This window comes from Candidatus Dormiibacterota bacterium, assembly GCA_035532835.1.
Lineage (GTDB): Bacteria > Vulcanimicrobiota > Vulcanimicrobiia > Vulcanimicrobiales > Vulcanimicrobiaceae > DAHUXY01.
This window is the reverse complement of record DATKQG010000003.1, coordinates 1-14,206: the sequence shown is the minus strand read 5'-3', so window position 1 is coordinate 14,206 and position 14,206 is coordinate 1. Positions and strand designations below refer to the sequence as shown.

Annotated in this window: 12 protein-coding genes; 1 reads left to right on the top strand and 11 read right to left on the bottom strand. The window is 65.4% G+C overall.

Features of this window, described 5'->3' with window-relative positions; all coding sequences use genetic code 11:
- Positions 1-79 precede the first annotated feature (79 nt).
- The 5 genes from rbfA to VMW12_00095 form a co-directional block, all read right to left on the bottom strand.
- On the bottom strand, positions 80-469 hold the full coding sequence (gene rbfA, locus VMW12_00115) for a 30S ribosome-binding factor RbfA (protein ID HUZ48122.1): 390 nt from the start codon (positions 467-469) through the stop codon (positions 80-82).
- Positions 470-681: 212 nt separating this feature from the next.
- Entirely contained in the window at positions 682-3,564 is a 2,883-nt protein-coding gene (gene infB, locus VMW12_00110) for a translation initiation factor IF-2 (protein ID HUZ48121.1), read from the bottom strand.
- 401 nt (positions 3,565-3,965) lie between these two features.
- Positions 3,966-5,201, bottom strand: coding sequence for a transcription termination factor NusA (gene nusA / locus VMW12_00105; GenBank protein HUZ48120.1), 1,236 nt, complete (start codon positions 5,199-5,201; stop codon positions 3,966-3,968).
- Positions 5,194-5,700 (bottom strand): ribosome maturation factor RimP, encoded by a 507-nt coding sequence (locus tag VMW12_00100; GenBank protein ID HUZ48119.1) that lies wholly within the window; start codon positions 5,698-5,700, stop codon positions 5,194-5,196. Before VMW12_00100 ends, nusA begins: the two co-directional genes overlap by 8 nt.
- A gap of 364 nt (positions 5,701-6,064) precedes the next feature.
- Complete coding sequence (locus tag VMW12_00095; GenBank protein ID HUZ48118.1) at positions 6,065-7,429, bottom strand: hypothetical protein; 1,365 nt, start codon at positions 7,427-7,429, stop codon at positions 6,065-6,067.
- A gap of 77 nt (positions 7,430-7,506) precedes the next feature.
- On the opposite strand from VMW12_00095, the gene pyk reads away from it, so the two are divergent.
- Positions 7,507-8,928 carry a pyruvate kinase gene (gene pyk, locus VMW12_00090; protein HUZ48117.1) on the top strand — a complete coding sequence of 474 codons (1,422 nt, stop codon included), beginning with the start codon at positions 7,507-7,509 and terminating at the stop codon, positions 8,926-8,928.
- Here pyk and recN read toward each other — a convergent pair.
- The 6 genes from recN to VMW12_00060 all read right to left on the bottom strand — a co-directional run.
- Positions 8,906-10,594 carry a DNA repair protein RecN gene (gene recN, locus VMW12_00085; protein ID HUZ48116.1) on the bottom strand — a complete coding sequence of 563 codons (1,689 nt, stop codon included), beginning with the start codon at positions 10,592-10,594 and terminating at the stop codon, positions 8,906-8,908. The two genes, pyk and recN, sit on opposite strands and share 23 nt — an antisense overlap.
- A gap of 11 nt (positions 10,595-10,605) precedes the next feature.
- Entirely contained in the window at positions 10,606-11,478 is an 873-nt protein-coding gene (locus tag VMW12_00080; protein HUZ48115.1) for an NAD(+)/NADH kinase, read from the bottom strand.
- On the bottom strand, positions 11,475-12,239 hold the full coding sequence (locus VMW12_00075; protein HUZ48114.1) for a TlyA family RNA methyltransferase: 765 nt from the start codon (positions 12,237-12,239) through the stop codon (positions 11,475-11,477). The genes VMW12_00080 and VMW12_00075 overlap by 4 nt, the downstream gene beginning before the upstream one ends.
- 25 nt (positions 12,240-12,264) lie before the next feature.
- The gene (xseB, locus tag VMW12_00070; protein ID HUZ48113.1) at positions 12,265-12,480 is read right to left on the bottom strand and encodes an exodeoxyribonuclease VII small subunit; all 216 of its coding nucleotides are present in this window, start codon (positions 12,478-12,480) and stop codon (positions 12,265-12,267) included.
- Positions 12,473-13,741, bottom strand: coding sequence for an exodeoxyribonuclease VII large subunit (xseA, locus tag VMW12_00065; GenBank protein ID HUZ48112.1), 1,269 nt, complete (start codon positions 13,739-13,741; stop codon positions 12,473-12,475). Before xseA ends, xseB begins: the two co-directional genes overlap by 8 nt.
- Positions 13,738-14,206 (bottom strand): hypothetical protein (locus VMW12_00060; GenBank protein HUZ48111.1); only part of this gene is annotated, 469 nt, incomplete at its 5' end. The genes VMW12_00060 and xseA, both read right to left, overlap by 4 nt.

Genomic DNA, 14,206 nt, shown 5'->3' with positions numbered 1-14,206 from the left:
TGGCTCACCATCACGAACGCCGGGCGGCGCAGTAACTCCGCGGCAACTTCTTGCGTGCTCGACGACACCAACGTCTGCGTCATTCGGCAACCTCGGTTGCGCTATGCTGCGCTTCCGCGGCGCGATGCCGCTCTTCCGCTTCGCGCAACGTCTTGGCGAGCGCGATGGCCTTTTCCGCAGAGCGATCCTCGATAAACGTCAGCGCCGGCGTATGGCGCAAATCGATCTTGTGCCCCAGCTCTCCGCGCAAAAATCCGGCCGCATGCTCGAGCGCATCGAGCGACTGCCGCGCCGCATGCCGATCGCCGATCACCGAAACGTACACCTTACAATGTTGTAGATCGTCGGTCACTTCAGCCCGCGTCACGGTTACGAACGAAAGCCGAGGATCGCTCAGCTCCTGGGTAATCAACGTCCCCAAAATCCGCTGAATCTCATGATCGATCCGAGCCTGCCTCTGTGCCTTCATACGAACCTACTTCCTAATCTGACCTTCACTATTTCCTCTGCCGTCTTTGGTTGGTGGGACGGCGGCACGTGGGGTGGCGGGCCGTGTGAGAGCTCCCCGGAGCCAGGATGGCGGGAGGGGAGCTGAACCGAGTAGCATTTTTACATGGATGTAAAAATGCGCGCGTGCCCGCCACCCCATGTGCCGCCGGCCCGCCAACCAAAGACGAGCCCCTACTCTGCTGCGACCTTCTCGATCATGTAGGCTTCGATGATGTCGCCTTCTTTGAGGTCCTGGTACTTGGCGATTTGAATACCGCACTCGTAACCCTCGGCGACTTCGCGAACGTCGTCCTTGACGCGGCGCAAGCTCTCGATCTCGCCGGTGAATACCACCGCCGAATCGCGCAGCAGGCGAATCTTCGCATTGCGCGTGATCTTGCCGTCCTTGACGTAGCAGCCGACGATCGTGCCGACCTTGCTGACCTTGAATACGGCGCGAACCTCGGCGTGGCCGAGCACGATCTCGCGTTCGATCGGCGCGAGCATGCCTTTCATCGCCTTCTTGAGGTCTTCTTCGATCTCGTAGATCACCTGATAGAAGCGTAGATCGACGCCTTCGTTATCGGCCAGACGCTTTGCCGTTTCGTCGGGACGTATGTTGAAGCCGATCAGCACCGCGGTCGACGCGCTGGCGAGGTTGACGTCGTTCGGTGAGATCGCACCGACGCCGCCGTGGATGACGCGGATGTCGACGTTTTCGGTCGAGAGCGACTCCATCCGGGTACGCAACGCTTCGAGCGAGCCTTGCCCGTCGGCCTTGATGATGAGGTTGAGGGTCTTCTTGCCCTCGGTCGGCATCTGCATGAACGTTTCGAGCGAGATGCGTTGCGAGCCGGTGCCCGCGATGCGCACGTCGCGACGACGCGTCTTGCGTTTCTCGGCGGCTTCGCGCGCTACGCGTTCGTCGCTGACGACCATCAGCGTATCGCCCGCTGCGGGGACGTCGGAGAGGCCCATCACTTCGACCGGGATCGAAGGCCCGGCTTTTTTGACCTGCTTGCCCTTGTCGTCGATGAGCGCGCGGACTTTGCCGAACGTACCGCCGACGACGATGATATCGCCGACGCGTAACGTGCCGTTCTGAATCAGCACGGTCGCAACCGCGCCGCGGCCCTTGGAGAGTTGCGATTCGATCACCACGCCCGTTGCGCGACGATTCTTGTTGGCCTTGAGATCGCGGATGTCGGCTTCGAGCAAGACGGTTTCGAGCAACGATTCGATGCCCTCGCCGCTCTTGGCGGAAACCGGAACCATTTCGACCTTGCCGCCCCAATCGACGGGCTGCAGGCCGAGTTCCATGAGTTGCTGTTTTACGCGATCGGGCTGCGCGTCGGGCTTGTCCATCTTATTGATGGCAACCACGATCGGCACGTTTGCGGCTTTGGCGTGCGCGACGGCTTCGCGCGTTTGCGGCATGACGCCGTCGTCGGCCGCGACCACGAGGATCGCGACGTCGGTGACGCGCGCGCCGCGGGCACGCATGGCGGTAAACGCTTCGTGACCGGGCGTGTCGATGAAGGTGATCTTGCGATCCTTCGATTCGACGGTGTACGCGCCGATTTTCTGCGTGATGCCGCCGGCTTCGCCGCCGGCAACGTTGGCGACGCGAATCCGATCGAGCAGCGAGGTCTTACCGTGATCGACGTGTCCGAGGACCGTTACGACCGGCGGACGCGTCGTGAGCATCTCGGGTTTGTCTTCTTCTTGCTCGACGGTGACTTCTTCGCCGGCTTCCTTGACGACCGCATTGAAGCCGAACTTTTTGGCGGCCGCGATTGCGACGTCGCTGGAGATATTCTGGTTGATCGTCGCCATCGTGCCCATCTTGATGAGCTCGGTGATAACGTCTTTGACCGGAACGATCATCGAGGTCGCAAGTTCTTGCACCGTCAACAGATCGGGGATTTCGATCGCTTCGAGGGTACGCGCCGGAACGATCGGCGTGTGATCGCCGGTCTTCTTCTTGCGCTGACGCTCTTTTTCGATCAGGAGTTCTTTTTCGCGATCCTTCTTGGACGTCGATTTGTCCTCGTGGATACGCGAGCGTTCACCCGGGCGTCCGCCTGCCGATGGCGCGGGGCCGTCGGTCGGCGAGGATGGGACACCGGGACGCGGCGGCATCGGGCGCGAGCCGGGCGCGAGCGGGCGGAACGGGCCGTTGCCGACCGGGCGGCGCGGCGGCGCCATGGGAATCGGCGCTCCCGCGGGGCGTGGCGGCGCGGGCGAGATGAGCCCCTTGCCGCCTTGGCCGGGAAGAGCTTGGCCGGGACGCGGCGCGACGCCCGGACGGCCGGGCATGCCGGTCTGAGGGCCGGGAGAGGCTGAAGCCGACGTCGTCGGCGCAGGGGCTCGGCGGGCAATCGAGGATTGGCCGGCCGGCACCGGGCGCAACTGCGGGATCGGCATGTCGGGAGCGGGCGGCTTCGGTACGCGCGGTGCAGCCGGGCGAGGAGCGGCCGGTGCGGGCGGAGCGACCTTGGCCGGCGGCTCGGGAATCACAGCGGGCGTCGGCGCGGGTGCGGCCGTAGCGGGAGCCGGGCTGGGGACCGGGGCGGGTTCCGGAGCGGGCACGGGTTCGGCGGGAGCCGCAACCTGTACTTCGGGAGGCGCCTCGGGCTCGGGTGCGGCGACTGCCGCGGGAGCGGCTTTCGGCTTGCTTTTTGCCGGTGGGCGCGTCGTGCCCGTGACGGGCTTGAGCTTGCTGACCGGCGCCTCGGCCACCGGGGCGGCCGGCGGAGCTGCTACGACGACGGGCGGTGCGACGGGAGGCTCGGCGAGGGCGGTAGCGCCTCTGGCTGCGCCCGCGGCCTTCGCCGGAGCTGCGGCCCGCGCCGGCGCGGCGGCCGGTTTGAGCACGCTGCGAACCAAGTCCGCGATTTGCTCGGGGACGACACTAAGCTGATTCTTTGCTTCGAAGATCCCGCCCAAGCGCTCGTTAAAGAGCACGATTAGTTCCTTGGACGTGAGCCCTACCTCTTTGGCGAGCTCGAAAATCCGTACTTTACCCGTAGCCAACATCTCTCCCCAACGCGCGCTGCACGCTAGGGTCCTCATCAAGTTGGAGAGGGACCGCTTCGGCTTAAGAGCCGGAACGACGCCTCCCGCGTGTTACGCGGGGCCCCCCAACCATCCGGTCGGCTACCCCGCTACGTGATCAATTTGCGTCCCTCATCGCATTAGGACGGCCGGTCGCTCGTCTTCGTCATTGTTGCTTCACTCATTTCAACGAACTACTTAGTAACCCATATTCGTCGGCAATCGATGCAAGCCCCGGGTACCGACGATTCTTTGCCGCTCGGGCAACGCACGCCGCCGAGCACAGGTACGCGCCCCGGCCCGGTTGCTTGCGTTTGGATGCCGCGGGATCCGCCTTCCAACCCTCCGACCCGCGGACGAATCGAACCAAATCGGATTGCGGGAATCGCCCACGGCACCCAACGCACATACGGAGCGGTCTACTCGCCATCTCCCAGCCGCTCGCGACGGAACTCTTCGAGCTTCCGAATGAGATCGGCGTCGATGCCTTCGGCGGCCGCCGCCGGCTCCGCTTGCGCCTCTGCGACCGCAGCTTCCGGCTCGGTAGCAGCTTCCAGCGTGCCGTCTTCGGCCGTCCGTTCCGTCCTCTCGGCGAGGTAACGTTCGCGCGCTTCGTCGGCTTCGGTCTCGCTGGCGATATCCAATCGCCAGCCGGTCAGACGCGCGGCGAGCCGCACGTTCTGGCCCTCACGCCCGATCGCAAGCGAGAGTTGATAATCCGGGACCACGACCAGCGCAACCCCATCGTCTTCGAACAGTTCGACGGAGATCACCTTGGCCGGCGCGAGCGCGTTCATGATGAAAGCTTCGTGCTCGGCGTCGTAACGAATGACGTCGATCTTCTCGCCGCGCAAGTTATCCGAGACGTTGGCGATCCGGCTCGATTTTGGCCCGAGGCACGCACCGATCGGATCGACTTCGGCGCGCAGGCTGCGCACCGCAACCTTCGAGCGGCTTCCGGCTTCGCGCGCGATCGCCATGATCTCGACGGTGCCGTCCGCGATTTCGGGAACTTCCAGCTCGAGCAGGCGTTGTACCAATCCTTCAGCCGAGCGGGAGAGCACCACCTGCGGACCCTTGGGCGACTTACGCACGTCGACGACGTACGCGCGGATGAAATCGTTGATGCGGAACGCCTCACCCGGCACTTGCTCGGAGAGCGGCAGAATCGCTTCGTCGCGACCCTCGAGAAGCACGTACATATTGCGCTGTTCGTAACGCTGCACGGAGCCGGTTACCAAATCGTTGAGCTTGCGCGCGTACTTGTTGAAAACGGTGTCGCGCTCTGCTTCGCGGATGCGCTGCACGATGACTTGCTTGGCGGTCTGCGCCGCGATACGGCCGAACTCTTTGGGCGTGACTTCCTCGTCGTAGAAATCGCCCGGCTGGTACGGAGCGCCGGCCTGCTTGAGCGAGACCTCGAGCTTGGGATCCACGACCTCCTCGACGACGTTGCGCCGATGGTATACGCGGTAATCCCCGTTCTGGCGATCGACCGTGACGATCGCATTCGCTTCGCTACCGTAGTGGCGCTTGTACGCCGTTAACAGCGCGGCTTCGAGCGCCTCGAGCAGCATCTCGAATGGAATGTTGCGTTCTTTCGCAATGAACGACAGGACGTCGATGAGTTTTTCTTCAGCTACCGGTTCAGCCATGTGTTTTCCGTTCACGTTTATCGCGTTGCAGATCGGCGCGCGGATCGTACTCCAAATTCGCCGATTTGATCGTTGCTACCGGCAACGGCAATTCGCCGTTCTCGGTTTCCAGGATTACCGTTTCGCCTCGTAGCCCCCGAAGGATGCCGCGGTGCGTCTTTGCGCCGGCGATCGTCAGCGTGGTAACCACGCGGGCTTTCTTTCCGGCGAATCGCTCGTAATCGGCCGGACGCACGAGCGGACGCTCGAGCCCCGCGGATTCGACTTCCAGCGAATACTCTTCTTCGATCGTTTCGAGTGCGTCGTTGATCCGCGCCGCGATACGCTCGCAAGTCGCTAGATCGACGCCGCCGACCTTGTCGATCGTCACGGTCAGCGCGACGGCCTTACGATGCGGGCGTGCCGCATGCAGCACCACCTCGACATCGGCGTACGCCGGATCGTGGACGATCGCGTCGAGTTCGCGCTCGAAAGCGATGACCAGGCTCTCCTTGTCCATGCCGCCGAAAGCGCCCCCTTACAACAACGAAGCGCGGGACCTGCCCACGCTTACGATCGAAAACCGCTCTCAGCATACCGAAAAACGCGTCGGGCCGCAACCCCGCGGTGGGTGTGGCCCGACGTTTTTGGTCTCGAACGTTCTGATGCGATCGACGCGCTACCGGAGTATCGTCCGGCTTGCGTGGGCTCAGTCCGTGGGGAGCGTGGCCCTATGTTGCGCGTGCCTCGCGGGCGTTATTGCCCGGTGGATCTTGCGGTTCCAACCGCCCTCCTTCGTTCGTCAATTCACGAAGTCCGTACCCATCGGGTACGGCTTCATTGTACTGCGACCAAGATCGGTCTTCAAGTGGGAATGACGCGCATCACGGCGACGAGGAAGCAGGCGAGAACGGGGTGAGGCGCCGTTCGTTGCACGTTACCGTGGCGTTAGGTTCGACGATCGGGTTCAAGCCTTCGTCGAATGGTGCGAGCGGCGCCTTGGTACGGCCACCGAAGATGCTGATCTGCGTTCCGTTCGCGCCGCCAGGATTTTGGCGTGCAGCGTGCGGGAAGCGCAACAGCCATCCGGTGCAAAGCGTGAGCGGGCCTTCATGACGGACGCTCGCGACCCACATCTCGATGCGGTTCTCGCTGCCGCTCCCGGTCTCGGTGAGACGGAACTTGGTCTGCGCCACAACCTCCGGCGGCGGGGTCGGCACCAGGCGGCCGCGCAAGGAGACCGGGGGAACGTATTGTTTGAATTCGGGATGCACGGCATTGTGCGGAAGCATCGCGCGCAGTCGAGCGTTCAGGTCGATCGACGGTTTGCTCGAGGTGCCATGGCCCGCGCGCGGAGACGGACTCGGCGGGAGGTTTACCGCTCGCGATGGACCCGGCTTGGCTTTCCCGGGAGCATTTCCGGCCCGCGGACCCGGGGATGCTTGCCCTTTGGGGCCCGGCCGCGCGGCCTTGCCGGCGGTCTTGGCCGGAACCGCGGCACTGGTCGGCCCCGGGCTCGGGACTCCGGCGTTCTTGGCCGGGCTGGCGGATGCGCGCGCGGCCGGCAGGGCGCTGGCCTGCGGGGTGGGGCTACGCTTGGCTGCCGGAGCTGCGGGAGCCGCGGTGGGCGCGGCAGTAGCGCTCGCAACCGGCGCCGGCGTGGCGGGAGGCTGCGAGGGGGCCGCGGTCGGCGACGGAGGCCGTTGCGTGGGCCGCGCGGTTGGAGCGCTCGTCGGTACCGGCGAAGGCGCCGCGGTCGGGGGGAACTTTAACGTGACGGCGACGGCGGACGCGGTAGGAAGGCTCACCGGCACGGCGGCCACGTTCATGGCCGGGTGCGGTTCCACGACCGGTTGCGTCGGCTGCGGGGCCGGCTGAACCGATGCCTGCGGGACCGGCGGCGGATTCGGCGGAGCCGACGCCACGATTTTGGCCAGTTCGTGACGGCTGGGCGGAACCGGTTGGCGCGCGGGCTGGACGAGCGGTGGGTGCTGCGGCGGCGCGATGCGCGGCGCAAAGGGCTGCGGAGCCGCGGGGTGCGGAACGGCGGGCTGCACTTGCGCGAGGGCCGGGGTCCGTTGTTGCACCGTCACGATTTGCGCGCCGATGACGCTCTCCGACGCGCCTTCCTGTGACGAGTTCGCGACGACCGCGAACAGCAGCGCCGCGAGCACGAGGTGCAACAGGAACGATGCGAGGGTGCTTCCCGCGAGCCGCTCGCGGTAGCGCCGGTCGGTCGGATCGGGCACGAGTGTAAGTGCGCTTCGAGGCGCGCAGGAGCCTGCAGCCGCTTCATCGCAAGGCCACAACGCTTATGGAAACCGTATTGCAGAAACGCACGAAAATCGTTGCAACGATCGGTCCGGCATCGCGCGATCCGGCCATCATGCGCTCGCTCTTCATCTCCGGCGCGAACGTTTTGCGATTGAACTTTTCGCACGGCACGCCGCAAGAGCACGCCGAGGTCATTCGCACCGCGCGTACGGTAAGCGCCGAACTCGGCATCCACACCGCGATCCTCCAAGACCTTCCGGGGCCCAAGGTTCGCACCGGCAAGCTCGCGGACGGCCTGGAATCGGTGAAGCTGGAACGCGGAATGCGCTTCGTGCTGACCACGCAAGACGTACCGGGAACGAACGAGCGGATCGGCGTGCAGTACAAGGATCTGCCGCACGACGTCGCAATCGGCAACCGCATCTACTTGCAAGACGGCCAGATCACGCTGCGCATCGTCGGCAAGAACGCCACCGACATCGAAACGACGGTGGAGTTCGGCGGCGAGCTGCGCTCGACGCAGGGCATCAACTATCCGGACGGCTCGCTGAACATCACCTCGGTCACCGAGCGCGACTTCGAGTACCTCGCGTTCGGTATCGAGCAGCGGGTCGACTACGTGGCCGTCTCGTTCGTGCGCAGCGCCGAGGACATCAATCGCGTCAAAGCCTTCATGGCCGAACGCGGAGCGCGTATCCCCGTCCTCGCAAAGATCGAAAAGCACGAGGCGCTGGAGAACCTGGATAGCATCGTGGAAGCGGCCGACGGGATCATGGTCGCCCGCGGGGATCTCGGCATCGAGATTCCGCTCGAACGCGTGCCGCTGATCCAGAAGACGCTTATCGCAAAATGCAATCGCGCGAGCAAGCCCGTCATCACCGCCACCCAGATGCTCGAATCGATGACCTTCGCTTCGCGTCCCACCCGCGCCGAGGTGGCCGACGTCGCCAATGCCATCCTAGACGGCACCGATGCCGTCATGCTTTCGGGCGAGACCGCACGCGGCATGTACCCCACCGAAGCGGTGCGCACCATGGCCGAGATCGCGCGCGAAGTCGAGAAGAGCTATCCGCACGCGATGCTTCGCGACCGGCGTCTTCACGGCATCGTTCCCACGATCGCCACGTCGATCGCCGAAGCGGCGACGCGCTCGAGCGACGAGTTGAACATCCCGTTCATCGTTACCGGAACGACGACCGGAAATACCGCGCACCACATCGCCGCGTTTCGCCCGCGCGCGCGGGTGATCGCGCTCACGCCCAACCCCGAGGTCGCGCGACGCCTCGCGCTGATCTGGGGGACCGAATCGCTGCTTATTCCGGCCTATACCTCAACCGACGTTCTACTCTACGTCACCGAACAGACGATGGTACAAGCCGGCCTGGTGCGCACCGGCGATTTGATCGCGTTTACCACCGGTATGCCGGTGGGAGCGGGCGGCACGAACCTGCTCAAAGTGCACCAGATTCCATAACCCGCACCCCGCGCAGAAGCGTGCGCGCGTGTTCGAGCGCGATCGCGTGCGGTTCCCCCGAAAGCATGCGCGCGAGCTCGACGGCTCGCGCGCTCTCGCCCTCGATCTCGTGGAGCGCGATGGCGACCCCTTCGGATTCGTCGCGCTTCTCCAGTACGTAGTGTCGATCGGCCCAGGCCGCAAGCTGGGCGAGGTGAGTGACGCAGACGACCTGGGCGCAACGCGCCAAGCCGCCGATGCGCGCACCGACCGCCGTCGCGGTCGCGCCGCCGATGCCCGCATCGATTTCGTCGAAAACCAGCGCGCTGGGCTCGCGCCGGCCCGCGAGCACGACGACCAGCGCGAGTAACAAGCGCGAGAGTTCGCCGCCCGAGGCAACCTTCGCAAGGGGTCGCAAGACTTCTCCCGGATCGGCCGCGAACAGCAACTCGATCGATTCGGCCCCGTCGGGCCCGATCGACGGGCGCGCGATCATCTGCGGCTCGACCCGTGCGTTCGCGAGCGCCAGATCGGCCAATTCCGCTTCGACCGCGGCGCGCAACCGGATCGTCGCGGCGCGACGCAGCTCGGTGAGTGCGGATGCGTCGCGCTCGAGCGAGGCTTTCGCCGCATCGAGATCGGCCACGACGCTGGCTAGATCGCGGTCGCGCGCTTCGAACGCCGCAACGGTTTCGCGCGCGGCAGCGGCATGCGCGTGTACCGCTTCGATACTCCCGCCATACCGGCGCTTGAGACGATCGAGGACGTCGAGCCGCGCGTTGATCCGCTCGAGTTCCGCGGGATCGTATTCGGCCGCATCGATTTCGCGCGCGATGCGCGTCGCCAATTCCGAGACTTCGCTTTGGAGCGCGTCGGCCTGGGCGGCCATCTCGCGCAGGTCTTGGGATATTTCCGCGATTCCGCCGAGCGTGACGCTGGCGATGCCGAGGCTGCCGCCCGCGCTTGCGTCGTCGTCGGCCAAAGCCGCGTGCGCCCCGCGCAGCGCCGCGGCGATACGCTCGGCGTGATCGAGATAACGGCGACGCTCGTCGAGTTGCGCGTCCTCCCCTTCCAGCGCAGCGGCAGCCTCGATATCGTCCAGCGCGAAGCGGGCGTCGTCGTAGCGTTCTTTGGCAACGCGATCGTCGATTTGCAACGCTGCCAGTTGGCGTTCCGCTTCGCGCACGCGCTCGTACGCCTGCACGACTCGCGACTTTGCTTCTAGGGCCGGCTCGCCGGCGAAACGATCGACCGCTTCGAGGTGATAGGCGGGCGAGAGCAGGCGTTGCGCCTCGTGCTGCCCGACGATCTGCGCGACGTGGGTGCCGATTTCACGCAGGTATCCGGCGGTCGCGGCGCGCCCATTCACGCGCACGCTGGACTTGCCCGACGCACTCATCTCGCGAGCGAACGTTGCCTCCTCACCCGGCTCGAGTTCGAACCCGTCGGCGTTGAGACGAGCGAAGAGCGCCTCGTCCGGGTCGAAGCCCAGCGTCACCATCGTGCGCGCGGCACCGCGGCGCACGATGTCGCTCCCGGCGCGGGCGCCCAGCGCGAAACCGAACGCTCCGAGCAGCATCGTCTTTCCCGATCCGGTCTCGCCCGTAAACATCGTCGCGCCCTCGGCGAAGGTTATCTGCGCTCGATCGATGAGCCCGTAATTCTCGATCTCCAGGCGCCGCACCATATCGCGCTTCTTTACCGCGAAGCAGCCTTGATGGAAACGCCCCAGCGCATCTTCTCTTCCAGCCGCTCGAAGAACCGCAATGGTTCGATGCGCGCGAAACGCACCGCGTTGGGATGACGCTCCACGCTGACGCTGGTGCCGGCCGCGAGGACGGAGAGAACGTCCCCGTCGCACTCGAGGTGCGCGTGCGCGATCTCGCTATCGCAGCCGATTTCGATACGCGAAGACGCCGGCACGATCAACGGCCGAGAGAAGAGCGTATGCGGTAGGAGCGGGACGATGCCGAAGCCGTCGACGCGCGGTGAAATAATCGACCCGCCGGCCGAGAGGAAGTATGCGGTGGAGCCGGTCGGCGTTGCCACGCAGACGCCGTCGGCCGGAATGTCGGCGATATGTTCGCCGTCTAGGCTAACGCCGAACGGGACGGTACGCGAGACTTCCCCTTTGCGCACCACCACGTCGTTGAGCGCGAAGAACGATTGCCCGGCGTACGTCGCTCGCAGCGCGGCCCGTTCGTCCACCACCAAACCGCGTTCGAAGAACTCCGGCAAGCGGTCGATGCGATCGTCATCTTCGTCGAGCTCGGTGAGAAAGCCCAATCGCCCGGTATTGATGCCCAGGAGCGCGACGTGATGTTCGGTCGCCACCCGCGCGGCCCGCAGTAGCGTTCCGTCGCCGCCGACGGTGATGAACAGCGATGCGTCTTCGGCACGCGCTCCCGGCGTCGCCAGGTCCAGCGCGCGATTCTGGTCCTTCCAGACCCCGATTTCGAAACCGTGGCCGCGAAAGCTCGACGCCACCCGCGCGGCAATCGCTCGGGCATTCTCACGCGAGACGTCGACGTAGAGGGTAATCTGTTTTTTGCCGACCGCGAGCGTTGTCATGTACGCTCCTCTTCGCCGACGATACGCTCGATTCGTGCGTCGTCGATAGGAATACCGCTCCGGCGCATCTCCATCAGGAACTCGCGGTTACCGGCCGGCCCGAGCAGGGGAGAAGCCACCAAGGCGACGGGCACCAGGCCGAGCGCGACGACGGCATCGCGGACCTCGCGCAGGATCTCGAGATGCACCCGTGGGTCGCGCACCACCCCGCCCGGTCCCAGCCGTTCGCGACCGGCCTCGAACTGGGGCTTCACCAGCGCGACGATCGCGCCGTTTTCGCGCAGATAGCCGACCGCGCGCTTGAGAATCGTTCGGAGCGAGATAAATGACGTGTCGATGACGATCGTATCGAATCCGGCCGGAAACGCGTCGTCGGGCAGATGGCGAAAATTCGTTCGTTCGAGGACGCTCACGCGGGGATCGTTGCGCAAGCGCCAATCGAGCTGTCCGTATCCGACGTCGACCGCCGTCACGTGGGCCGCGCCGCGTTGGAGCAACGCATCGGTGAAACCGCCGGTCGAGGCGCCGATGTCCAGGGCGCTCGTCGCCGCGACGTCGATATCGAACGCCGCGAGGGCGTGATCGAGTTTCTCGCCGCCCCGGCTGACGAACCGGCGCGGCTGCACGACCTCTATCGTTGCGGACGTGCTGACATTCTGGCCCGCTTTGTGCGCCGGGACCCCGTCGACTTTAACGCGGCCTTCCATGATGAGCGCCCGCGCTTGCGAGCGGGTCGTGCCCGCCGCTTGCGCGACGGCGATATCGAGCCGAATCGAGGCCGTGGGACTACTGCTCCGGGCGTTCGTCGGCCGAAGCCATCGCTCGCTCGACGTGGTCTTGAGCGACTTTAAGGAGCCCCTCGCACTCGCGCGCCAGCGTCTTACCCTCTTTGAAGAGTGCCACCGCACGATCGAGATCGACGTTTCCGCCCTCGAGTTCGCGCACGATCGCTTCGAGGCGAGTCATCTTCTCTTCGAAAACCCCGGGTCGTTGTTCAGCCATCTTCGCGCGTCCCTTCGACACGTGCCAGCAGCGTTCCGCGTTCGAGCCGCGCCGTAATCTCGTCACCGCCGCGCACCTTGGAAGCATCGCGCAGCAGCGTATCGCCGGCAAACACCATCGCATACCCGCGCGCGAGCGGCGCGTGCGGATCCTGCCCCAACAGGTGCGCCGTGCGCACTTCCAGCCTGCGTTTGGCCTCGTTTAACCCGGCTCGCGCCGCGCTATCGAGGCGAGCAACGCTCCGGGAGAGTTGCTGCGCTCGCTGCGAAAGCCGCGCCAGCGGCGTCTGTGCGTCCAATCTCCGTTCGAGGACGAGCACGCGTTGCGCACGCGATGCGACCATCTGCGCGCCCGCGCGAAGCAACGCTTCGTGCGTAACGTCGAACCGTTGGGCCGACGCCCGCGAGGCGTCGCGCACGCGTTGGCCCAGCGCGCGATCCAGCCGCTCGATGCGGGCCAGCCAGCGATCGCGGATCTCACCGAAATAGTTCGCCGCGTTGGAAGGCGTCTCGGCCACCCGATCGGCGACGTCGTCGGCTAAGTGATGATCGTCGGTGTGACCGATCGCGGTCAATACCGGGAGCTTCGCTCGTACGATGGCGCGTACCACCGGTTCCAAATTGAAAGGAAAGAGATCCTCGTACGAGCCACCGCCGCGCGCGAGAACGATCGCATCCACATTCAGACGCGATGCGGCATCGAGCGCTTCCGCGATGTCCATCTGCGCGCCCTCTCCCTGAACTCGCGTCTCAACCACGTCGATCTCGATGTGCGGAGCGCGGCGCGCCATCGTTGTGAGAAAGTCTTCCGCGCCTTTGCCACGCGCCGAGACTAGCGCAACCCTGCGGGGAAACGACGGCATCGTTCGTTTGCGGGCCGTTTCAAACAGCCCCTCGACCCGAAACTTGCGGCGGAGTTCCTCCACTTGCGCGTAGAGATGGCCGACGCCGCCCAATTCTATCGCGGTCACCGAGAGCTGGTACTGGCTGCGAGCGGGCCACGTATCGAAGGCGCCGTCGACGATCGCCTCGCTGCCGTTCTGCAGCGGCGGCAACGACGCGGCGACGTCGGACCACACGACGCACTTGAGGATGTCGTGCTGCTCTTTCAAATCGAAATAGATTCGGCCGCCGCGTTCGGTAACGCCGGAGAGTTCGCCGCGCACGCGGACGCTCGCAAGCGCCTTGCTCTCCGAGAGCATACGCTTGATGTAGCGCGCGAGATCGCTGACGCCGACGATGCGGCGCTCGTTCCCGTTCATCGCGGAGGCGGCGTCGCTGAGGCCGCGAGATTGGGCGCGGGAGCCGCCGGTGCCGGCGAATCCAGCGGAATGTAGTGTTGTCCGTCGCCGACCGAGTTCGCGGGCGGTGCGGCCGCCGATGCCTCGGGAGGCGGCGGTAACGCCGGCGTAAACTGCGTCGCCACCGGCACGGGCACGGCTGCCCCGCAGTCGCCCGTCGGTTGCGTGCCGATCAAATAGTACGGGAATCCGCCGCTCTCGCACGCCGGGACCTTCACCACCTGGTCCGCCGGGAACACGAAGTGGTGTTTGGGCACGTTCGCCAAAGACCGCTTCATGAATCGCGCCCAAATGCGGGCCGGAATATCGCCGCCGTACGATTCGTTCATCCGCGAGTAGTTGTCGTTGCCGATCCATACCGCCGTCACCAGATCCGGCGTGTAGCCGACGAACCACGCATCGCGGAAATCGGACGTCGTCCCGGTT

Excerpts from the sequence above, each read along its gene's own strand:
- rbfA (HUZ48122.1), bottom strand. The coding sequence starts at position 469 with ATGAAGGCACAGAGGCAGGCTCGGATCGATCATGAGATTCAGCGGATT.
- infB (HUZ48121.1), bottom strand. The coding sequence starts at position 3,564 with ATGAGGACCCTAGCGTGCAGCGCGCGTTGGGGAGAGATGTTGGCTACG.
- nusA (HUZ48120.1), bottom strand. The coding sequence starts at position 5,201 with ATGGCTGAACCGGTAGCTGAAGAAAAACTCATCGACGTCCTGTCGTTC.
- VMW12_00100 (HUZ48119.1), bottom strand. The coding sequence starts at position 5,700 with ATGGACAAGGAGAGCCTGGTCATCGCTTTCGAGCGCGAACTCGACGCG.
- recN (HUZ48116.1), bottom strand. The coding sequence starts at position 10,594 with ATGGTGCGGCGCCTGGAGATCGAGAATTACGGGCTCATCGATCGAGCG.
- VMW12_00080 (HUZ48115.1), bottom strand. The coding sequence starts at position 11,478 with ATGACAACGCTCGCGGTCGGCAAAAAACAGATTACCCTCTACGTCGAC.
- xseB (HUZ48113.1), bottom strand. The coding sequence starts at position 12,480 with ATGGCTGAACAACGACCCGGGGTTTTCGAAGAGAAGATGACTCGCCTC.
- xseA (HUZ48112.1), bottom strand. The coding sequence starts at position 13,741 with ATGAACGGGAACGAGCGCCGCATCGTCGGCGTCAGCGATCTCGCGCGC.